Annotated in this window: 34 protein-coding genes; all 34 read right to left on the bottom strand. The window is 54.9% G+C overall.

The window, feature by feature from the left end:
- Positions 1-52: 52 nt before the first annotated feature.
- Complete coding sequence (gene bfr / locus CKW25_RS15855) at positions 53-517, bottom strand: bacterioferritin (protein WP_095080434.1); 465 nt, start codon at positions 515-517, stop codon at positions 53-55.
- A gap of 155 nt (positions 518-672) precedes the next feature.
- Positions 673-2,121 carry a catalase gene (locus CKW25_RS15850; RefSeq protein WP_095080433.1) on the bottom strand — a complete coding sequence of 483 codons (1,449 nt, stop codon included), beginning with the start codon at positions 2,119-2,121 and terminating at the stop codon, positions 673-675.
- A 224-nt stretch (positions 2,122-2,345) separates the two neighbouring features.
- A complete protein-coding gene (gene rplQ, locus CKW25_RS15845; RefSeq protein ID WP_003210053.1) occupies positions 2,346-2,732 on the bottom strand; it encodes a 50S ribosomal protein L17 in 387 nt (128 codons plus the stop codon).
- Positions 2,733-2,773: 41 nt separating this feature from the next.
- Positions 2,774-3,775: a DNA-directed RNA polymerase subunit alpha gene (rpoA, locus tag CKW25_RS15840; RefSeq protein ID WP_007924176.1), complete on the bottom strand. Its 1,002-nt coding sequence runs from the start codon at positions 3,773-3,775 to the stop codon at positions 2,774-2,776.
- 22 nt (positions 3,776-3,797) lie between these two features.
- Complete coding sequence (rpsD, locus tag CKW25_RS15835; RefSeq protein ID WP_003210056.1) at positions 3,798-4,418, bottom strand: 30S ribosomal protein S4; 621 nt, start codon at positions 4,416-4,418, stop codon at positions 3,798-3,800.
- Between the two features lie 18 nt (positions 4,419-4,436).
- Positions 4,437-4,826 (bottom strand): 30S ribosomal protein S11, encoded by a 390-nt coding sequence (gene rpsK / locus CKW25_RS15830; protein ID WP_002555466.1) that lies wholly within the window; start codon positions 4,824-4,826, stop codon positions 4,437-4,439.
- Between the two features lie 30 nt (positions 4,827-4,856).
- Entirely contained in the window at positions 4,857-5,213 is a 357-nt protein-coding gene (gene rpsM, locus CKW25_RS15825; RefSeq protein WP_003186020.1) for a 30S ribosomal protein S13, read from the bottom strand.
- A gap of 130 nt (positions 5,214-5,343) precedes the next feature.
- Entirely contained in the window at positions 5,344-5,460 is a 117-nt protein-coding gene (gene rpmJ / locus CKW25_RS15820) for a 50S ribosomal protein L36 (RefSeq protein ID WP_002555468.1), read from the bottom strand.
- Between the two features lie 24 nt (positions 5,461-5,484).
- Positions 5,485-6,813, bottom strand: a complete 1,329-nt coding sequence (gene secY, locus CKW25_RS15815; RefSeq protein ID WP_095080431.1) for a preprotein translocase subunit SecY — start codon at positions 6,811-6,813, stop codon at positions 5,485-5,487.
- Entirely contained in the window at positions 6,814-7,251 is a 438-nt protein-coding gene (gene rplO / locus CKW25_RS15810) for a 50S ribosomal protein L15 (RefSeq protein WP_007896782.1), read from the bottom strand.
- A 3-nt stretch (positions 7,252-7,254) separates the two neighbouring features.
- The gene (gene rpmD, locus CKW25_RS15805) at positions 7,255-7,431 is read right to left on the bottom strand and encodes a 50S ribosomal protein L30 (RefSeq protein WP_003186033.1); all 177 of its coding nucleotides are present in this window, start codon (positions 7,429-7,431) and stop codon (positions 7,255-7,257) included.
- Positions 7,432-7,433: 2 nt separating this feature from the next.
- Complete coding sequence (gene rpsE / locus CKW25_RS15800) at positions 7,434-7,934, bottom strand: 30S ribosomal protein S5 (RefSeq protein WP_003186035.1); 501 nt, start codon at positions 7,932-7,934, stop codon at positions 7,434-7,436.
- Between the two features lie 3 nt (positions 7,935-7,937).
- Positions 7,938-8,288 (bottom strand): 50S ribosomal protein L18, encoded by a 351-nt coding sequence (gene rplR / locus CKW25_RS15795; RefSeq protein WP_003186037.1) that lies wholly within the window; start codon positions 8,286-8,288, stop codon positions 7,938-7,940.
- A gap of 10 nt (positions 8,289-8,298) precedes the next feature.
- On the bottom strand, positions 8,299-8,832 hold the full coding sequence (gene rplF, locus CKW25_RS15790) for a 50S ribosomal protein L6 (protein ID WP_003176412.1): 534 nt from the start codon (positions 8,830-8,832) through the stop codon (positions 8,299-8,301).
- A gap of 12 nt (positions 8,833-8,844) precedes the next feature.
- Positions 8,845-9,237: a 30S ribosomal protein S8 gene (gene rpsH / locus CKW25_RS15785; RefSeq protein WP_003186040.1), complete on the bottom strand. Its 393-nt coding sequence runs from the start codon at positions 9,235-9,237 to the stop codon at positions 8,845-8,847.
- 208 nt (positions 9,238-9,445) lie between these two features.
- Positions 9,446-9,751, bottom strand: a complete 306-nt coding sequence (gene rpsN / locus CKW25_RS15780) for a 30S ribosomal protein S14 (protein ID WP_003176414.1) — start codon at positions 9,749-9,751, stop codon at positions 9,446-9,448.
- 13 nt (positions 9,752-9,764) lie between these two features.
- Positions 9,765-10,304, bottom strand: coding sequence for a 50S ribosomal protein L5 (gene rplE / locus CKW25_RS15775; protein ID WP_095080430.1), 540 nt, complete (start codon positions 10,302-10,304; stop codon positions 9,765-9,767).
- Positions 10,305-10,326: 22 nt separating this feature from the next.
- The gene (rplX, locus tag CKW25_RS15770) at positions 10,327-10,641 is read right to left on the bottom strand and encodes a 50S ribosomal protein L24 (RefSeq protein ID WP_003176416.1); all 315 of its coding nucleotides are present in this window, start codon (positions 10,639-10,641) and stop codon (positions 10,327-10,329) included.
- Positions 10,642-10,652: 11 nt separating this feature from the next.
- Entirely contained in the window at positions 10,653-11,021 is a 369-nt protein-coding gene (gene rplN / locus CKW25_RS15765; RefSeq protein ID WP_002555479.1) for a 50S ribosomal protein L14, read from the bottom strand.
- Between the two features lie 23 nt (positions 11,022-11,044).
- Complete coding sequence (rpsQ, locus tag CKW25_RS15760; protein ID WP_003176419.1) at positions 11,045-11,311, bottom strand: 30S ribosomal protein S17; 267 nt, start codon at positions 11,309-11,311, stop codon at positions 11,045-11,047.
- Between the two features lie 2 nt (positions 11,312-11,313).
- On the bottom strand, positions 11,314-11,505 hold the full coding sequence (gene rpmC, locus CKW25_RS15755; RefSeq protein ID WP_002555481.1) for a 50S ribosomal protein L29: 192 nt from the start codon (positions 11,503-11,505) through the stop codon (positions 11,314-11,316).
- Positions 11,505-11,918, bottom strand: a complete 414-nt coding sequence (gene rplP, locus CKW25_RS15750) for a 50S ribosomal protein L16 (RefSeq protein WP_095080428.1) — start codon at positions 11,916-11,918, stop codon at positions 11,505-11,507. Before rplP ends, rpmC begins: the two co-directional genes overlap by 1 nt.
- A gap of 12 nt (positions 11,919-11,930) precedes the next feature.
- Complete coding sequence (gene rpsC, locus CKW25_RS15745; RefSeq protein WP_003176422.1) at positions 11,931-12,617, bottom strand: 30S ribosomal protein S3; 687 nt, start codon at positions 12,615-12,617, stop codon at positions 11,931-11,933.
- A 13-nt stretch (positions 12,618-12,630) separates the two neighbouring features.
- Positions 12,631-12,963, bottom strand: a complete 333-nt coding sequence (rplV, locus tag CKW25_RS15740; RefSeq protein WP_003210077.1) for a 50S ribosomal protein L22 — start codon at positions 12,961-12,963, stop codon at positions 12,631-12,633.
- Positions 12,964-12,974: 11 nt separating this feature from the next.
- A complete protein-coding gene (rpsS, locus tag CKW25_RS15735) occupies positions 12,975-13,250 on the bottom strand; it encodes a 30S ribosomal protein S19 (protein ID WP_002555486.1) in 276 nt (91 codons plus the stop codon).
- 16 nt (positions 13,251-13,266) lie between these two features.
- Positions 13,267-14,091, bottom strand: a complete 825-nt coding sequence (gene rplB / locus CKW25_RS15730) for a 50S ribosomal protein L2 (protein ID WP_095080427.1) — start codon at positions 14,089-14,091, stop codon at positions 13,267-13,269.
- Positions 14,092-14,105: 14 nt separating this feature from the next.
- Positions 14,106-14,405, bottom strand: coding sequence for a 50S ribosomal protein L23 (gene rplW, locus CKW25_RS15725; protein WP_002555488.1), 300 nt, complete (start codon positions 14,403-14,405; stop codon positions 14,106-14,108).
- Positions 14,402-15,004, bottom strand: coding sequence for a 50S ribosomal protein L4 (gene rplD, locus CKW25_RS15720; RefSeq protein ID WP_007896707.1), 603 nt, complete (start codon positions 15,002-15,004; stop codon positions 14,402-14,404). The genes rplW and rplD overlap by 4 nt, the downstream gene beginning before the upstream one ends.
- Before the next feature lie 12 nt (positions 15,005-15,016).
- The gene (rplC, locus tag CKW25_RS15715; protein WP_003186059.1) at positions 15,017-15,652 is read right to left on the bottom strand and encodes a 50S ribosomal protein L3; all 636 of its coding nucleotides are present in this window, start codon (positions 15,650-15,652) and stop codon (positions 15,017-15,019) included.
- An 80-nt stretch (positions 15,653-15,732) separates the two neighbouring features.
- Complete coding sequence (gene rpsJ, locus CKW25_RS15710; protein WP_003186070.1) at positions 15,733-16,044, bottom strand: 30S ribosomal protein S10; 312 nt, start codon at positions 16,042-16,044, stop codon at positions 15,733-15,735.
- Between the two features lie 141 nt (positions 16,045-16,185).
- The gene (gene tuf / locus CKW25_RS15705) at positions 16,186-17,379 is read right to left on the bottom strand and encodes an elongation factor Tu (protein ID WP_008145495.1); all 1,194 of its coding nucleotides are present in this window, start codon (positions 17,377-17,379) and stop codon (positions 16,186-16,188) included.
- Positions 17,380-17,409: 30 nt separating this feature from the next.
- Positions 17,410-19,515 (bottom strand): elongation factor G, encoded by a 2,106-nt coding sequence (gene fusA, locus CKW25_RS15700; protein WP_095080426.1) that lies wholly within the window; start codon positions 19,513-19,515, stop codon positions 17,410-17,412.
- Between the two features lie 30 nt (positions 19,516-19,545).
- The gene (gene rpsG, locus CKW25_RS15695) at positions 19,546-20,016 is read right to left on the bottom strand and encodes a 30S ribosomal protein S7 (RefSeq protein WP_002555493.1); all 471 of its coding nucleotides are present in this window, start codon (positions 20,014-20,016) and stop codon (positions 19,546-19,548) included.
- Positions 20,017-20,134: 118 nt separating this feature from the next.
- Positions 20,135-20,506: a 30S ribosomal protein S12 gene (gene rpsL / locus CKW25_RS15690; RefSeq protein WP_002555494.1), complete on the bottom strand. Its 372-nt coding sequence runs from the start codon at positions 20,504-20,506 to the stop codon at positions 20,135-20,137.
- Positions 20,507-20,512: the final 6 nt, after the last annotated feature.

Here is a 20,512-nt window from a genome sequence, read left to right as displayed (position 1 = left end):
CCCCTGGCACTTATTCAGTGCCAGGGGCTTTTTTGTGCGTTCTGCAGGCGCGTTAGAACTGCGATTGCAGGTAGTTCTCCAGACCGATCAGCTTGATCAGTCCCAGCTGTTTTTCCAGCCAGTAGGTGTGATCTTCTTCGGTATCGGCCAACTGAATGCGCAGCATGTCGCGACTGATGTAATCCTTGTGCCGCTCGCAGAGTTCGATGCCCTTGCAGAGCGCAGCACGCACCTTGTACTCCAGGCGCAGGTCGGCGGCGAACATGTCAGGTACTGTAGTCCCGATGTCCAGGTCGTCCGGACGCATGCGTGGCGTGCCTTCGAGCATCAGGATCCGGCGCATCAGTGCATCGGCGTGCTGAGTCTCTTCTTCCATTTCGTGATTGATGCGCTCGTAGAGCTCGGTAAAGCCCCAGTCCTCATACATCCGCGAATGGATGAAATACTGATCACGCGCTGCCAGTTCGCCCGTGAGCAATGTGTTGAGGTAATCGATTACGTCCGGGTGACCTTGCATTGCCCTACATCTCCCTGCTTGAAAGCCTGTAGTTTGAACCAAGGCGACCGTTTGGTCACTCGAATCGCGCGATAAAAGCGAAGATATTCTGAGAAAATCAGTTTAAATAACGCAAAAACCGCCCAAATGAGGGCGGTTCTGCTTATCGTTTAGACTTAGTTAAGCTGTACGCCCAACGCCTTCGCGATGCCTTCGCCATAGGCCTGGTCAGCCTTGAAGAAATGCTGCAGCTGGCGATCGACCACGTCACCGGAAACACCCGCCATGGCACCGGCAATGTTGCTGATCAGCAGGACTTTCTGCTCATCGCTCATCAACCGGAACAACGCACCGGCATGGCTGTAGTAGTCGGTGTCTTCACGGTGATCGTAGCGATCAGCCGCGCCACTCAATGCCAATGCCGGCTCGGCAAAACGAGGGGCCTGCTTGGGCGCTTCCACGTAGCTGTTGGGCTCATAGTTAGGTGTCGCACCACCGTTACTGCCAAACGCCATCGAGCCGTCGCGCTGGTAGCTGTTGACCGGGCTGCGAGGCGCATTCACCGGCAACTGCTGGTGATTGGTACCGACGCGGTAGCGGTGGGCATCCGCGTAGGCAAAAACCCGACCTTGCAGCATGCGGTCCGGCGACAGCCCCACCCCTGGCACCATGTTGCTTGGACCAAAGGCTGCCTGCTCGACTTCAGCGAAGTAGTTCTGCGGATTACGGTTGAGCTCCAGTTCACCCACTTCAATCAGCGGGAACTCCTTCTGCGACCAGGTCTTGGTCACGTCGAACGGATTTTCGTAATGCGCCGCGGCTTGGGCCTCGGTCATGATCTGGATGCATACCCGCCATTTCGGGAAGTCACCGCGCTCGATCGCACCAAACAGATCACGCTGAGCGTAATCCGGATCCGTACCGGCCAGACGTGCCGCCTCGGCCGGCGCCAGGTTCTTGATGCCCTGCTTGGTCTTGTAGTGCCACTTGACCCAGTGACGCTCGCCCTGGGCGCTGATCAGGCTGTAGGTGTGGCTGCCGAAGCCGTGCATGTGACGGTAGCCGTCAGGGATACCCCGATCAGAGAACAGGATGGTGACCTGGTGCAGCGCCTCAGGCGAGTGCGACCAGAAGTCCCACATCATCTGTGCACTTTTCAGGTTGCTCTGCGGCAGGCGTTTCTGGGTGTGGATGAAATCCGGGAACTTCAACGGGTCGCGAATGAAGAACACTGGCGTGTTATTGCCCACGATGTCCCAGTTGCCTTCCTCGGTATAGAACTTGAGCGCAAAACCACGTGGATCGCGTTCGGTGTCTGCCGAGCCGCGCTCGCCACCGACAGTCGAGAACCGCAGGAACGTAGGGGTTTGTTTACCCACTGATTCGAACAGCTTGGCGCTGGTGTACTGGGTAATGTCGCGCGTTACGGTGAACGTACCGTAAGCACCCGAGCCCTTGGCGTGTACACGGCGCTCCGGGATGTTTTCACGGTTGAAGTGGGCAAGCTTCTCGATCAGGTGGAAATCGTCGAGCAGCAGCGGGCCACGAGGGCCAGCGGAACGGGAATTCTGGTTATCGGCGACGGGGGCGCCGCTAGCGGTAGTCAGCGTTTTGTTCTGGCTCATGCTCAATCTTCCTCTTCAGTCCTGGAAACTGCCGGCTAATCGGCTGAAAAGGAGTATTGACCATGAACATGACACCATCAAATTCATTAATTGATCAGCATCAATAGAAATTAACTAATGGTCATACCTTATGGATAGCAGGGGATTGCACCCTCGGCATCCGACGCTTTTTCGAGCGCGCACAAAAAACCGGGCACTAGGCCCGGTTTTTCGTATCTGACGTCTTACTCAGCGGATACAGCTTCACCACCAACTGGACGATCGATCAGCTCAACGTACGCCATAGGCGCGTTGTCACCAGCGCGGAAACCGCACTTGAGGATGCGCAGGTAGCCACCCTCACGGGTAGCGTAACGCTTGCCCAGGTCGTTGAAGAGCTTACCAACGATAGCTTTCGAACGAGTACGGTCGAAAGCCAGACGGCGGTTAGCCAGGCTGTCTGTCTTGGCCAAAGTGATCAGCGGCTCAGCAACGCGACGCAGTTCTTTGGCTTTCGGCAGTGTAGTTTTGATCAGCTCGTGCTCGAACAGCGACACCGCCATGTTTTGGAACATGGCCTTGCGGTGCGAGCTGGTACGGCTCAGGTGACGACCACTTTTACGATGACGCATGGTTCATTCCTTACCAAACTCACGTTCGGTGATTACGACGATCAGGCAGTCGCCTTGTCGTCCTTCTTAAGACTTGCAGGCGGCCAGTTGTCGAGGCGCATGCCGAGGGACAGACCGCGGGAGGCCAGAACGTCCTTGATTTCAGTCAAGGATTTCTTGCCCAGGTTCGGAGTCTTCAACAGTTCTACTTCGGTACGCTGAATCAGGTCGCCGATGTAGTAAATGTTTTCCGCCTTAAGGCAGTTAGCCGAACGTACAGTCAGTTCCAGATCGTCAACCGGGCGAAGCAGGATCGGATCGATCTCGTCTTCTTGCTCGATTACCACTGGCTCACTGTCACCCTTGAGGTCGACGAACGCAGCCAACTGCTGTTGCAGGATGGTTGCAGCGCGGCGGATAGCCTCTTCAGGATCCAGAGTACCGTTGGTTTCCAGATCAATAACCAGCTTGTCCAGGTTAGTACGCTGCTCGACACGGGCGTTTTCCACCACGTATGCGATACGGCGAACCGGGCTGAACGAAGAGTCAAGCTGCAAGCGACCAATGCTGCGGCTTTCGTCTTCATCGCTCTGACGCGAGTCGGCCGGTTCATAACCACGACCACGAGCTACTACGAGCTTCATGTTCAGGGCGCCGTTAGACGCCAGGTTAGCGATTACGTGATCGGGATTAACGATCTCGACATCATGATCCAGCTGAATATCGGCAGCGGTAACCACCCCCGAACCCTTCTTCGACAAGGTCAGCGTAACTTCGTCACGGCCGTGCAGCTTGATAGCCAGACCTTTAAGGTTCAACAGGATTTCAATGACGTCTTCCTGTACACCTTCGATGGCGCTGTACTCGTGGAGCACACCGTCAATCTCGGCCTCGACTACTGCACAGCCGGGCATTGAGGACAACAGGATGCGGCGCAGCGCGTTGCCCAGGGTGTGGCCAAAACCACGCTCGAGAGGCTCGAGAGTGATCTTGGCGCGGGTTGGACTGACAACCTGCACATCAATATGGCGGGGTGTCAGGAACTCATTTACCGAAATCTGCATGGATGCACCTATTTTCTAGCCCTTACTTGGAGTAGAGCTCGACAATCAGGCTTTCGTTGATGTCGGCGGACAGATCACTGCGAGCTGGAACGTTCTTGAAAACGCCCGACTTCTTCTCAGTGTCTACTTCTACCCATTCTACGCGGCCACGTTGGGCACACAGATCGAGAGCTTGGACAATGCGAAGTTGGTTCTTTGCTTTCTCGCGAATCGCGACCACGTCACCAGCACGAACCTGGTACGACGGCACGTTTACGGTCTGGCCGTTAACGCTGACGGATTTGTGCGATACCAGCTGACGGGATTCGGCACGAGTCGAACCAAAGCCCATACGGTATACAACGTTGTCCAGACGGCATTCGAGCAGTTGCAGCAGGTTTTCACCGGTTGCACCTTTCTTGCCAGCAGCTTCTTTGTAGTAGCCGCTGAACTGACGCTCGAGAACGCCGTAGATACGACGGACCTTCTGCTTTTCACGCAGTTGGGTGCCGTAGTCGGACTGGCGACCGCGGCGTTGGCCGTGGATACCAGGTGCTGCTTCAATGTTGCACTTCGATTCGATCGCGCGCACGCCGCTCTTCAGGAAGAGATCGGTGCCTTCGCGACGAGCGAGTTTGCATTTTGGACCAATGTAACGAGCCATTCTTTACAATCTCCTGGATTACACGCGGCGCTTCTTCGGCGGACGGCACCCGTTGTGCGGGATTGGCGTCACGTCGGTGATGCTGGCGATCTTATAGCCACAGCCGTTCAAAGCACGGACAGCGGACTCACGACCTGGACCTGGACCCTTGACGTTAACGTCGAGGTTTTTCAGGCCATATTCCAGCGCAGCTTGACCAGCACGTTCAGCAGCTACTTGAGCAGCGAACGGGGTGGACTTGCGGGAACCGCGGAAACCCGAACCACCGGAGGTAGCCCAAGAAAGCGCGTTACCTTGACGGTCGGTGATGGTCACGATGGTGTTGTTAAAAGATGCATGGATGTGGGCGATGCCATCAACCACTGTCTTTTTAACTTTTTTACGAGGACGAGCAGCAGGTTTTGCCATGATAATTTTCCTGTCGATTCGCTGGGGCGATTACTTGCGGATCGGCTTACGCGGACCTTTACGGGTACGCGCGTTGGTCTTGGTACGCTGACCGCGTACTGGCAGACCACGACGATGACGCAGACCGCGATAGCAACCGAGGTCCATCAAGCGCTTGATTTTCATGTTGATTTCGCGACGCAGATCACCTTCAGTGGTGAACTTCGCCACTTCGCCACGCAGCTGTTCAATTTGCTCGTCGCTCAGATCCTTGATCTTTGCTGCTGGGTTTACCCCAGTCACTGCACAGATCTTCTGCGCAGTAGTGCGACCAACACCATAGATGTAGGTCAGCGAGATAACAGTATGCTTGTTATCTGGAATGTTGACGCCTGCAATACGGGCCATTCAGTGGGACTCCAATTGACAGCTACCTACGCCCCGGAAGCCAAGAAATAGGGCGCGAGATAATATCGCTGTAATAACAAATAATCAACCCGGCAGCGCACTAGCTGCCGGGCTTGAAGCACAATCACACTCAGCCTTGGCGCTGTTTGTGACGCGGTTCCGCGCTGCAAATTACTCGAACAACACCTTCGCGGCGAATAATCTTGCAGTTACGGCACAGCTTTTTCACCGATGCACGAACTTTCATCACCAACTCCTCGAACCTTATGGGTCAGCGCAGCATGCCGCTGCCGTAACCCTTCAGGTTGGCTTTCTTCATCAGGGATTCGTACTGGTGCGAAACGAGGTGCGATTGTACTTGGGACATGAAGTCCATCACAACCACGACGACGATCAGCAACGAGGTCCCGCCAAGGTAGAACGGAACGTTTGCCGCAACCACCAGGAACTGGGGCAGCAAGCACACGGCCGTCATATAGAGAGCACCGAACATGGTCAAGCGGGTCAGAACGCCATCAATATAGCGCGCAGACTGCTCACCTGGACGGATGCCCGGAATAAAGGCACCGGACTTCTTCAGGTTTTCCGCTACGTCTTTCGGATTGAACATCAACGCCGTATAGAAGAAGCAGAAGAAAATAATCCCTGCACTAAACAGCAGAATATTCAACGGCTGACCAGGAGCGATCGACTGCGAGATGTCCTGCAACCAGCCCATACCTTCAGACTGACCGAACCAGGCACCCAACGAAGCCGGAAACAGCAAAATGCTGCTTGCGAAAATAGCCGGGATAACACCGGCCATGTTCACCTTCAACGGCAGGTGGCTAGTCTGCGCAGCGAAGACCTTGCGGCCCTGCTGACGCTTGGCGTAGTGAACAGCAATACGACGCTGACCACGCTCAATGAACACCACGAAACCGATAATCGCTACTGCCAGCAAACCGATGGCAACCAGGGCGAAGATGTTGATATCACCCTGACGCGCAGACTCGAAAGACTGCCCGATTGCTCTCGGAAGACCGGCCACGATACCCGCGAAAATCAACATCGAGATACCGTTGCCAACACCACGCTCAGTAATCTGCTCACCCAGCCACATCATGAACATTGCGCCCGCCACAAACGTGGTTACCGCAACGAAATGGAAGCCAAAGTCACCAGTGAACGCAACGCCCTGCCCTGCCAGGCCTACGGACATGCCGATAGCCTGAACAAGAGCGAGGACGACAGTGCCGTAGCGGGTGTACTGGCTGATCTTGCGACGGCCAGCTTCACCTTCCTTCTTCAACTGCTCCAGCTGCGGGCTGACGGCGGTCATCAGTTGCATGATGATCGATGCCGAGATGTACGGCATGATCCCCAGTGCAAAGATGCTCATCCGTTCCAGCGCGCCGCCGGAAAACATGTTGAACAAGCTAAGAATGGTCCCCTCATTCTGTCGAAACAGGTCCGCGAGTCGGTCCGGGTTGATACCTGGAACCGGGATGTGTGCGCCTATTCGGTAGACGATAATCGCCAGGAACAGAAAACGCAGACGAGCCCAGAGTTCAGACATACCGCCTTTGCCGAGCGCAGAGAGAGCACCTTGCTTAGCCATTTATTCCTCGAACTTGCCGCCAGCTGCTTCGATAGCCGCACGCGCACCTTTGGTGGCGCCGATTCCCTTGCCGATAGTGACAGCGCGAGTCACTTCACCGGACAGCATGATTTTCACACGCTGTACGTTGACGTTGATCACGTTGGCATCTTTCAGGGACTGCACAGTGACGATGTCGCCTTCCACTTTAGCCAGCTCGGACAGACGCACTTCTGCGCGATCCATGGCCTTCAGGGAAACGAAACCGAACTTCGGCAGGCGACGATGCAGCGGCTGTTGGCCGCCTTCAAAGCCTGGAGCAATGGTGCCACCGGAGCGGGAGGACTGACCTTTGTGGCCACGGCCACCGGTCTTGCCCAAACCACTACCGATACCACGGCCCGGACGATGCTTTTCGCGACGGGAACCCGGCGCTGGACTCAGATCATTGAGTTTCATCGATTAACCCTCGACACGCAGCATGTAGTAAGCCTTGTTGATCATCCCGCGATTCTCGGGAGTATCAAGTACTTCTACAGTGTGACCGATGCGACGCAGACCCAGACCCTTAACGCACAGTTTGTGGTTAGGGATACGGCCGGTCATGCTTTTGATCAGCGTTACTTTAACGGTAGCCATGATCAGAAGATCTCCTTGACGCTTTTGCCACGCTTGGCGGCAATGGATTCAGGAGACTGCATAGCCTTCAAACCTTTGAAAGTGGCGTGAACCACGTTTACCGGGTTAGTCGAGCCGTAGCACTTGGCCAGAACGTTCTGAACGCCAGCAACTTCGAGGACAGCACGCATAGCGCCGCCAGCGATGATACCGGTACCTTCAGAAGCAGGCTGCATGTACACCTTCGAAGCGCCATGGGCGGACTTCATCGCGTACTGCAACGTGGTGCCGTTCAGATCAACTTGGATCATGTTGCGACGAGCAGCTTCCATTGCCTTCTGGATCGCAGCAGGCACTTCACGTGACTTGCCACGGCCGAAGCCAACGCGCCCTTTACCATCACCCACCACGGTCAACGCGGTGAAAGTGAAGATACGGCCGCCTTTAACGGTTTTGGCTACGCGGTTAACTTGAACCAGCTTCTCGATGTAGCCTTCGTCGCGCTTTTGGTCGTTATTTGACATAACTTAGAACTCCAGCCCAGCTTCACGAGCAGCATCAGCCAGCGCCTTGACGCGGCCGTGGTACTTGAAGCCAGAGCGGTCGAAAGCCACCTGCGAGACGCCAGCGGCTTTAGCACGCGTAGCGACCAGCTGGCCAACCTTAGTGGCCGCGTCGATGTTGCCAGTGGCGCCATCACGCAGTTCTTTATCCAAAGTCGAGGCACTTGCCAGGACTTTGTTGCCGTCGGCCGAAATGACCTGGGCGTAGATGTGCTGCGACGAGCGGAACACGCAGAGACGCACGACTTCGAGTTCGTGCATTTTCAGGCGTGCTTTGCGAGCGCGACGCAGTCGAGTAACTTTTTTGTCGGTCATTTGCTATGCCCTACTTCTTCTTGGCTTCTTTACGACGGACGACTTCGTCCGCGTAGCGCACACCTTTGCCTTTGTACGGCTCTGGTGGACGGAAGTCGCGGATCTCGGCGGCCACTTGACCTACCAGCTGCTTATCGATGCCCTTGATCAGGATATCGGTCTGGCTAGGAGTCTCAGCGGTGATGCCTTCCGGCAGTTCATAATCCACTGGGTGCGAGAAGCCAAGAGCCAGGTTCAGCACTGTGCCTTTTGCTTGCGCTTTGTAACCAACACCGACCAGCTGGAGCTTGCGCTCGAAGCCTTGGCTTACGCCTTGGACCATGTTGTTAACCAACGCACGAGTGGTACCAGCCATTGCGCGAGTTTGTTGATCGCCATTGCGAGCAGCGAAACGCAGCTCACCAGCTTCTTCAACGATCTCAACGGACGAATGGATGTTCAGTTCAAGAGTACCCTTGGCACCCTTCACCGAAAGCTGTTGGCCTGCGAATTTTACTTCGACACCGGCTGGCAGCTTAACGGGGTTCTTAGCGACGCGAGACATGCTTATCCCCCCTTAGAACACAGTGCAAAGAACTTCGCCGCCGACACCGGCAGCGCGCGCAGCACGATCCGTCATCACACCTTTGTTGGTGGAGACGATAGACACACCGAGACCGCCACGAACTTTTGGCAGATCATCGACGGACTTGTACTGACGCAGGCCTGGACGGCTAACGCGCTTCACTTCTTCGATAACCGGACGGCCTTCGAAGTATTTCAGCTCGATAGACAGCAGTGGTTTGATTTCGCTGCTGATCTGATAACCCGCGATGTAACCTTCGTCCTTCAGGACTTTGGCTACAGCCACCTTCAACGTGGAAGATGGCATGCTTACGACGGACTTTTCAGCCATCTGGGCATTACGGATTCGAGTTAGCATGTCCGCTAACGGGTCCTGCATACTCATGGGCTAGACGCTCCTAATACAAAAAAATAAGCCTTGCGGCTACTACCTTCGCCGAGAACCTCCGCACGTAAAAAGTACGGGCTCAGGCGAGCCGGGTATTCTAGACACACCCCACAAATGAATCAAGCCCCAAAAGGGGCTTGATTCAAGTTCAAGGTCACCGGCGGTCAGGATCTTGCGACCCCGGGCACCGAGACTTTGACAGTGCTTACCAGCTGGCTTTAACCAGACCAGGTACGTCACCACGCATTGCAGCTTCACGCAGTTTGTTACGGCCAAGGCCGAACTTGCGGTAAACGCCGTGTGGACGACCGGTCAGGCGGCAGCGGTTACGCATGCGCGAGGCGCTTGCGTCACGTGGCTGCTTCTGCAGAGCTACTGTAGCTTCCCAACGCGCTTCTGGACTTGCGTTCAGATCAACGATGATAGCTTTCAGTGCTGCACGCTTTTTGGCGTACTTGGCAACCGTGAGCTGACGCTTCAGCTCGCGGTTTTTCATGCTCATCTTGGCCATTTTCCTACTCCAATCAGTTGCGGAACGGGAATTTGAAAGCACGCAGCAGCGCGCGACCTTCATCATCGTTCTTGGCAGTGGTGGTCAGGGTAATGTCCAGACCGCGGAGAGCATCGATCTTGTCGTAGTCGATTTCCGGGAAGATGATCTGCTCTTTAACGCCCATGCTGTAGTTACCACGACCATCGAAGGACTTGGCATTCAGGCCGCGGAAGTCGCGAACCCGAGGCAGGGAGATCGACAGCAGACGATCCAGGAATTCATACATACGCTCACGGCGCAGGGTCACTTTGACGCCGATCGGCCAACCTTCACGGACTTTAAAGCCAGCGATGGATTTCCGAGCGTAAGTCACAACGACTTTCTGGCCACAGATCTTTTCCAGGTCAGCAACAGCGTGCTCGATGACTTTTTTGTCGCCGATCGCTTCGCCCAGACCCATGTTCAGGGTGATTTTGGTAACGCGCGGAACTTCCATCACGTTCGAAAGCTTAAGTTCTTCCTTAAGCTTCGGTGCGATTTCCTTCCGGTAAATCTCTTTTAGTCGTGCCATGGTCTCATCTACCTAGCAGTGTTCAAGCATCAACCGCTTTTTGGGTCGACTTGAAGACACGAATTTTCTTGCCGTCTTCTACTTTGAAACCAACGCGGTCAGCCTTGTTGGTTTCGCCGTTGAAAATGGCGACGTTAGAAGCATCCAGTGGAGCTTCCTTTTCGACGATACCGCCCTGCACGCCCGACATCGGGTTAGGCTTGGTATGACGCTTAACCAGGTTCAGACCACCAATAACCAAACGGTTGTTGGCGAGAACCTTAAGCACCTTACCGCGCTTACCTTTGTCTTTGCCGGCGATCACGATGATCTCGTCGTCACGACGAATCTTTTGCATGTCGGATCTCCTTACAGCACTTCTGGGGCGAGCGAGACGATCTTCATGAACTTCTCAGTACGAAGTTCACGGGTCACTGGCCCAAAGATACGGGTGCCGATCGGCTCTTGCTTGTTGTTCAACAGAACAGCAGCGTTGCCATCAAAGCGGATAATGGAGCCATCAGCACGGCGAACGCCGTGGCGAGTGCGGACTACAACAGCAGTCATCACCTGGCCTTTTTTCACTTTACCGCGAGGAATTGCTTCCTTCACGGTAACTTTGATGATGTCACCGATACCAGCGTAACGACGATGGGAGCCACCCAGCACCTTGATGCACATAACGCGGCGTGCGCCGCTGTTATCGGCCACATCGAGCATGGATTGAGTCTGAATCATATAATTTCTCCGACCCCTAGTCCTTAGACTTCCACAGCGCGTTCGAGAACATCAACCAGTGCCCAAGACTTGGTCTTGGCCAGCGGACGAGTTTCACGAATAGTGACTTTGTCGCCGATGTGGCACTGATTGGTTTCGTCGTGCGCGTGCAGCTTAGTCGAACGCTTAACGTATTTACCGTAGATCGGGTGCTTAACGCGACGCTCGATCAGAACGGTGATGGTCTTGTCCATCTTGTCGCTGACAACACGGCCAGTCAGCGTACGGACAGTTTTTTCGGCTTCAGCCATGATTACTTACCTGCCTGCTGGTTAAGCACAGTCTTCACGCGAGCGATGTCACGTTTAACTTGCGAGAGCAGATGAGACTGCCCCAACTGGCCAGTTGCTTTCTGCATACGCAGATTGAACTGGTCGCGCAGCAGGCCGAGCAGTTGCTCGTTCAGCTGCTGTGCGGATTTTTCACGAAGTTCATTCGCTTTCATCACATCACCGTCCGTTTAACAAAGGAGGTGGCGAGTGGCAGCTTTGCAGCAGCCAGGGCGAAAGCCTCACGCGCCAGCTCTTCAGTAACACCCTCGATTTCATACAGGACTTTGCCTGGCTGAATCTGGGCAACCCAATATTCCACGTTACCCTTACCTTTACCCATCCGAACTTCGAGTGGCTTCTTGGTGACAGGCTTGTCCGGGAACACACGGATCCAGATCTTGCCGCCACGTTTTACGTGACGGGTCAGTGCACGACGCGCTGACTCGATCTGACGAGCGGTGAGACGACCACGAGCTACAGACTTCAGCGCATATTCGCCGAAGCTGACTTTGCTACCGCGCTGAGCCAAGCCACGGTTGTGGCCAGTCATCTGCTTGCGGAACTTCGTACGCTTTGGTTGCAACATTTGGCGTACCCCTTACTTAGCAGCTTTTTTACGAGGCGCTGGTGCTTGTGGTTTCAGTTCTTCTTGGCGACCACCAATTACTTCGCCTTTGAAGATCCAAACCTTTACACCGATCACACCATAAGTGGTGTGAGCTTCGTAGTTGGCATAGTCGATGTCGGCACGCAGGGTGTGCAGTGGCACACGACCTTCGCGATACCATTCAGTACGTGCGATTTCAGCACCGCCGAGACGACCGCTCACTTGGATTTTGATGCCTTTGGCACCAATGCGCATGGCGTTCTGAACAGCGCGCTTCATAGCGCGACGGAACATTACGCGACGCTCCAGCTGCTGAGCTACGCTCTGCGCAACCAGCATACCGTCGAGCTCCGGCTTGCGGATCTCTTCGATATTGATGTGCACAGGCACACCCATTTGCTTGGTCAGGTCCTGACGCAGTTTCTCAACATCTTCACCTTTCTTCCCGATAACGATACCTGGACGAGCGGTGTGGATGGTGATACGTGCAGTTTGGGCCGGACGATGGATATCGATACGGCTTACGGACGCGCTTTTTAGTTTGTCTTGGAGATACTCACGCACCTTCAGATCAGCGAACAAATAGTCCGCATAAGTCCGACCGTCTGCGTACCAGACGGAGGTGTGCTCCTTGACGATTCCCAGGCGAATGCCAATGGGATGTACTTTCTGACCCATCTCTTCGACTCCGTTACTTGTCAGCAACCTTGACAGTGATATGGCAAGACCGCTTGACGATGCGATCAGCACGGCCTTTGGCACGTGGCATGATACGCTTCAGCGAACGCCCTTCGTTGACGAAAACGGTGCTGACCTTCAGGTCATCAACGTCTGCGCCTTCGTTATGCTCGGCGTTGGCTACGGCCGACTCCAGCACTTTCTTGATGATCTCGGCGGCTTTCTTACTGCTGAAAGCCAACAGGTTGAGCGCTTCGCCCACCTTCTTCCCGCGGATCTGGTCGGCGACCAAGCGGGCTTTCTGGGCGGAGATTCGAGCGCCCGACAACTTAGCGGCTACTTCCATTTCCTAACCCCTTAACGCTTGGCTTTCTTGTCTGCCACGTGCCCACGATAAGTGCGGGTACCGGCGAACTCGCCCAGTTTGTGGCCGACCATGTCTTCGTTAACGAGAACTGGGACGTGTTGACGACCGTTGTGTACTGCGATGGTCAGACCGACCATTTGTGGCAGGATCATCGAACGACGCGACCAGGTTTTCACCGGTTTGCGATCATTCTTTTCCGCCGCCACTTCGATCTTCTTCAGTAGGTGAAGATCGATAAAAGGACCTTTTTTCAGAGAACGTGGCACTGTCGTATCCCTCTATTTACTTGCGACGACGGACGATCATTTTGTCGGTACGCTTATTACCACGAGTCTTCGCGCCCTTAGTCGGGAAGCCCCATGGCGATACCGGATGACGACCACCAGAGGTACGACCTTCACCACCACCATGTGGGTGGTCAACCGGGTTCATGGCAACACCACGAACGGTTGGGCGAACGCCACGCCAGCGTTTGGCACCAGCTTTACCCAGCGAACGCAGGCTGTGCTCGGAGTTCGAGACTTCGCCCAGGGTCGCACGGCATTCAGCCAGGACTTTACGCATTTCACCGGAACGCAGACGCAGGGTCACGTAAACGCCTTCACGAGCGATCAGCTGAGCCGAAGCACCAGCGGAACGAGCGATCTGTGCGCCTTTACCCGGCTTCAGTTCGATGCCGTGTACGGTGGAACCGACTGGAATGTTGCGCAGTTGCAGAGCGTTGCCTGGCTTGATTGGAGCCAGTGCGCCTGCGATCAGCTGGTCGCCAGCACTCACGCCTTTAGGGGCGATGATGTAGCGGCGCTCGCCGTCTGCGTAGCACAGCAGTGCGATGTGAGCAGTACGGTTGGGATCGTATTCGATACGCTCGACAGTGGCGATGATGCCATCTTTGTCGTTGCGACGGAAATCGACCATACGATAATGCTGCTTATGACCACCACCGATATGACGGGTAGTAATACGGCCATTGTTGTTACGACCACCAGTCTTCGATTTTTTCTCGAGCAGCGGTGCGTGAGGAGCGCCTTTATGCAGCTCCTGGTTGACCACCTTGACCACAAAACGGCGGCCAGGGGAAGTCGGTTTGCATTTAACGATTGCCATGATGCACCCCTTCCTTACTCAGCACTGCTGCTGAAATCGAGATCTTGGCCTGGCTGAAGGGAGATAACTGCCTTCTTCCAGTCATTACGCTTGCCCAGACCGCGAGCAGTGCGCTTGCTCTTACCCAGAACATTCAGGGTAGTAACACGCTCTACTTTCACGCTGAACAGGCTTTCGACGGCCTTCTTGATTTCCAGCTTGGTTGCATCAGTTGCAACCTTGAAAACGAACTGGCCTTTCTTGTCAGCCAGAACCGTAGCCTTCTCGGAAACGTGCGGGCCGAGCAGAACTTTAAATACGCGTTCCTGGTTCATCCCAGCAGCTCCTCGAATTTCTTCACGGCCGACACGGTGATCAACACCTTGTCGTATGCGATCAGACTAACTGGATCGGAACCTTGCACGTCACGTACATCAACGTGTGGCAGGTTGCGAGCAGCCAGGTACAGGTTCTGATCAACCACTTCAGACACGATCAAGACGTCAGTCAGGCCCATGCCGGTCAGTTTGTTCAGCAGGTCTTTGGTCTTCGGTGCATCAACAGCGAAGTCCTGAACCACGACCAGACGATCAGTACGCACCAGCTCAGCAAGGATGGAACGCATTGCTGCGCGATACATCTTCTTGTTCAGCTTCTGGGTGTGATCCTGTGGACGAGCTGCGAAAGTGGTACCGCCGCCGCGCCAGATTGGGCTACGGATAGTACCGGCACGAGCACGGCCAGTACCTTTCTGACGCCATGGGCGCTTACCGCCACCACGAACGTCGGAACGGGTCTTTTGCTGCTTGCTACCTTGACGGCCGCCGGCCATGTAGGCCACGACTGCTTGGTGAACCAGCGTCTCGTTGAATTCGCCGCCAAATGTCAGTTCGGAAACTTCGATCGCTTGAGCGTCATTTACATTTAATTGCATGTCAGCTTCCCCTTAACCGCGAGCCTTGGCTGCTGGACGTACAACCAAGTTGCCGCCAGTAGCGCCAGGAACAGCGCCCTTGACCAACAACAGATTGCGTTCAGCGTCCACGCGCACTACTTCGAGGGACTGCACGGTCACGCGCTCAGCGCCCATATGACCGGACATTTTTTTGCCCTTGAATACACGACCAGGAGTCTGGCACTGGCCGATAGAGCCTGGGACGCGGTGGGACACGGAGTTACCGTGGGTATTATCTTGCCCGCGGAAGTTCCAACGCTTGATCGTACCCTGGAAGCCTTTACCCTTGGACTGACCGGTTACATCAACCAGTTGACCAGCGGCGAAGATTTCAGCGTTGATCAGATCGCCGGCCTGGTACTCGCCTTCTTCAAGACGGAATTCCATTACGGTACGACCAGCGGCAACGTTCGCTTTAGCGAAGTGGCCAGCTTGAGCAGCTGTAACACGCGAAGCACGACGCTCGCCTACAGTGACTTGCACTGCACGATAGCCATCGGTCTCTTCAGTTTTGAACTGGGTGACGCGATTCGGTTCGATCTCAATGACCGTGACCGGAATGGAGACACCTTCTTCGGTGAAAATACGGGTCATACCGCATTTACGACCGACTACACCAATAGTCATGTTGTAAACCTCATGAGTGTACGGGGCTTTCACCCGCTATGGCCGCCCATTTCAGAGCGTTACACGACTAAGACCGAGTCTTAGCCGAGGCTGATCTGCACTTCCACACCGGCCGCAAGATCAAGCTTCATAAGAGCATCAACGGTTTTATCCGTTGGCTGGACGATGTCCAGAACACGCTTATGAGTACGGATCTCGTACTGGTCACGCGCGTCTTTGTTGACGTGCGGGGAGACCAGAACGGTGAACCGCTCTTTACGGGTAGGCAGTGGAATTGGACCACGCACTTGAGCACCAGTACGTTTCGCGGTTTCCACGATTTCCTGGGTGGATTGGTCGATCAGGCGATGGTCAAAAGCCTTCAACCTGATACGGATTTGCTGATTTTGCATTGGATTTCAGACTCCGGCTGCTATTCCCAGCGAGCGCAATACGCCCGTTAAAAGGAGGCGCAATTCTATAGACGGGCTACTGCAGTGTCAACCCAATAAAAAAGCCCCCGCTAGGCGGGGGCTTTTTCAAGTCATCACTTATTAAGCGATGATTTTGGCTACGACGCCAGCGCCGACGGTACGACCGCCTTCACGAATAGCGAAACGCAGACCATCTTCCATTGCGATGGTTTTGATCAGGGTGACAACCATTTTGATGTTGTCGCCTGGCATTACCATTTCAACGCCTTCCGGCAGTTCGCAGTTACCGGTCACGTCAGTGGTCCGGAAGTAGAACTGTGGACGGTAGCCTTTGAAGAACGGAGTGTGGCGACCGCCTTCTTCTTTGCTCAACACGTACACTTCAGCTTCGAAGGTAGTGTGCGGCTTAACCGAACCTGGCTTGACCAGCACCTGGCCACGCTCAACGTCGTCACGCTTGGTGCCGCGCAGCAGCACGCCGCAGTTCTCGCCAGCACGACCTTCGTCGAGCAGCTTACGGAACATTTCAACACCGGTGCAGGTGGTGACGGTAGTGTCACGCAGACCAACGATTTCCAGTGGATCCTGAACCTTGACGATACCGCGCTCGATACGGCCAGTTACAACAGTACCGCGACCGGAGATCGAGAATACGTCTTCGATTGGCATCAGGAACGGCTTGTCGATAACACGAACTGGATCTGGGATGTAGCTGTCCAGAGTCTCAACCAGTTTACGAACGGCAGTGGTGCCCATTTCGTTGTCGTCTTGGCCGTTCAGAGCCATCAGAGCCGAACCGATGATGATCGGAGTGTCGTCACCTGGGAAGTCGTAAGTGCTCAGCAGATCGCGCACTTCCATCTCAACCAGTTCCAGCAGCTCAGCGTCGTCAACCATGTCAGCCTTGTTCAGGAAGACAACGATGTACGGAACGCCAACCTGACGGGACAGCAGGATGTGCTCACGGGTTTGTGGCATCGGACCATCAGCGGCCGAGCAAACCAGGATAGCGCCGTCCATCTGAGCAGCACCGGTGATCATGTTCTTCACGTAGTCAGCGTGACCTGGGCAGTCAACGTGAGCGTAGTGACGGATCAGCGAGTTGTATTCAACGTGCGCGGTGTTGATGGTGATACCACGAGCCTTTTCTTCTGGAGCGCTGTCGATCTTGTCGAAAGCAACAACAGCCGAACCGAAAACTTCGGAGCAGACGCGAGTCAGAGCAGCAGTCAGCGTGGTTTTACCGTGGTCGACGTGACCGATGGTGCCAACGTTGACGTGCGGGAGGGTACGGTCAAATTTTTCTTTAGCCACGACAATTAACTCCTTGCCTAAAGGGCTGAATCAGCCTTGTTTTTTGGTAACAGTTTCGACGATATGTGTCGGAGCTGTATCGTATTTTTTGAATTCCATAGAGTAGCTTGCGCGACCCTGGGACATGGAGCGAACGTCGGTCGCATAACCGAACATCTCACCCAGCGGAACTTCGGCACGAATAACCTTGCCGGACACTGTGTCTTCCATACCCTGGATCATGCCGCGACGACGGTTAAGGTCGCCCATCACATCACCCATATAGTCTTCAGGCGTAACAACCTCTACCGCCATGATCGGCTCAAGCAGCTCACCACCACCTTTGGTAGCCAATTGCTTGGTCGCCATGGAAGCAGCCACTTTAAACGCCATCTCGTTGGAGTCGACGTCGTGGTAAGAACCATCAAACACGGTCGCCTTCAGGCCGATCAGCGGATAGCCGGCAACAACACCGTTCTTCATCTGCTCTTCGATACCCTTCTGGATAGCCGGGATGTATTCCTTAGGAACCACACCACCAACCACTTCGTTCACGAATTGCAGACCTTCCTGACCTTCGTCAGCAGGAGCAAAACGGATCCAGCAATGGCCGAACTGGCCACGACCGCCGGACTGACGAACGAACTTGCCTTCGATTTCGCAGCTCTTCGTGATGCGCTCACGATAGGAAACCTGAGGCTTACCGATGTTGGCTTCGACGTTGAACTCACGGCGCATCCGGTCAACCAGGATGTCCAGGTGCAATTCGCCCATACCAGAGATGATCGTTTGACCCGTCTCTTCATCAGTCTTGACGCGGAAAGATGGATCTTCCTGAGCAAGCTTGCCCAGAGCGATACCCATTTTTTCCTGGTCATCCTTGGTTTTAGGCTCAACGGCAACCGAAATAACCGGCTCCGGGAAGTCCATGCGAACCAGGATGATTGGCTTGTCAGCGTTGCACAAAGTTTCACCAGTGGTGACGTCCTTCATGCCGATCAAGGCCGCGATGTCACCAGCGCGCACTTCCTTGATTTCTTCACGGGCGTTTGCGTGCATTTGCACCATACGACCCACGCGCTCTTTCTTGCCTTTAACCGAGTTGATCACGCCGTCGCCGGAGGCCAACACGCCCGAGTAAACGCGGACGAAGGTCAAGGTACCCACGAATGGGTCGGTAGCGATCTTGAACGCCAGCGCCGAGAACGGTTCGCTGTCGTCTGCATGACGCTCCAGCTCTTTAGTCTCGTCATCCGGGTCAGTACCCTTGATGGCTGGAATGTCGACTGGGGCCGGCAGGTAATCGATAACGGCATCGAGAACCAGGGGAACACCCTTGTTCTTGAAGGAAGAACCGCAAACAGCCAGGACGATTTCGCCAGCGATAGTACGCTGACGCAGAGCGGCCTTGATTTCCGCGTTGGTGAGTTCTTCACCTTCGAGGTACTTGTTCATCAGCTCTTCGCTGGCTTCGGCCGCAGCCTCAACCATATTGCCGCGCCACTCGTCAGCCAATTCCTGCAGTTCTGCAGGGATAGGCTCGCGACGTGGAGTCATGCCTTTATCAGCGTCATTCCAGTAAACAGCTTCCATGGACATCAGATCGATCTGACCCTGGAAGTTGTCTTCGGAACCGATAGCCAACTGGATTGGCACCGGAGTGTGACCCAGACGCTGCTTGATCTGAGCGATCACGCGCAGGAAGTTCGCACCGGCACGGTCCATCTTGTTGACGTAAACAAGACGCGGAACGCCGTATTTGTTGGCTTGACGCCATACGGTTTCCGACTGAGGCTCAACGCCCGAGGTGCCGCAGAACACAACGACCGCACCGTCAAGCACACGCAGGGAACGTTCAACTTCAATAGTGAAGTCAACGTGGCCCGGGGTATCGATGACGTTGAAGCGGTATTGGTCTTTGTGCTGCTTCTCGGAACCCTGCCAGAAGGCGGTAATAGCAGCAGAAGTAATGGTAATACCACGCTCCTGCTCCTGAACCATCCAGTCTGTGGTCGCGGCGCCGTCATGCACCTCGCCCATCTTGTGGCTTTTGCCAGTGTAAAAAAGGACGCGCTCGGTGGTGGTGGTTTTACCAGCATCCACGTGAGCAACGATACCAATGTTACGGTAGCGATTAATCGGTGTTGTACGAGCCATAAAGCCCTCGCAAAATTATTGACGCTAAAATTAGAAGCGGTAGTGCGAGAAAGCCTTGTTGGCTTCAGCCATACGGTGCACGTCTTCACGCTTCTTAACTGCAGCACCTTTACCTTCAGCAGCGTCCAACAGTTCGCCAGCCAAACGCAGGGCCATAGACTTCTCGCCGCGCTTACGGGCGAAGTCTACCAACCAGCGCATTGCCAGGGCGTTACGACGGGACGGACGAACTTCGACCGGAACCTGGTAAGTAGCACCGCCTACACGGCGCGACTTCACTTCGACCAGCGGAGCGATGGCGTCGAGAGCTTTCTCGAAGATTTCCAGGGGATCGCTGTTCTTGCGTTCTTTAACCTTTTCCAGCGCGCCATAAACGATACGCTCGGCAACGGCTTTCTTGCCGCTTTCCATCACGTGGTTCATGAACTTGGCCAGGATTTGGCTTCCGTATTTTGGATCGTCAAGCACTTCGCGCTTGGCTGCTACGCGTCTTCTTGGCATGGATAAGCCCTCAAACGGTCTTCAGGTTCGCTCGGAATCGGTGCCCTTGCGGGACGCCTCCGACCTTACTCTTATCGACTCAGAAAAATAGAAAATCAGTTTTTACAAAAAGCCGCTACTACTTAGGCTTCTTGGTACCGTACTTCGAACGACCCTGGTTACGACCTTTAACGCCGGAAGTATCCAAGGAGCCGCGTACGGTGTGGTAACGAACACCTGGCAAGTCTTTTACACGACCGCCGCGGATCAGTACCACGCTGTGCTCTTGCAGGTTGTGGCCTTCACCGCCGATGTACGAGGAAACCTCGAAACCGTTGGTCAGACGCACACGGCATACTTTACGCAGTGCCGAGTTAGGTTTTTTCGGCGTGGTGGTATACACACGGGTGCATACGCCACGACGTTGCGGGCAGTTCTGCAGCGCAGGCACGTCGGATTTCTCGACGATACGCTTACGCGGCTGACGTACCAGCTGGTTGATAGTTGCCATCTACTA

This window comes from Pseudomonas sp. Irchel s3h17 (assembly GCF_900187505.1).
In the GTDB taxonomy this organism is placed as follows: Bacteria; Pseudomonadota; Gammaproteobacteria; order Pseudomonadales; family Pseudomonadaceae; genus Aquipseudomonas.
The sequence above is the reverse complement of the archived record's forward strand: the minus strand, read 5'-3'. Positions and strand labels throughout refer to the sequence as shown.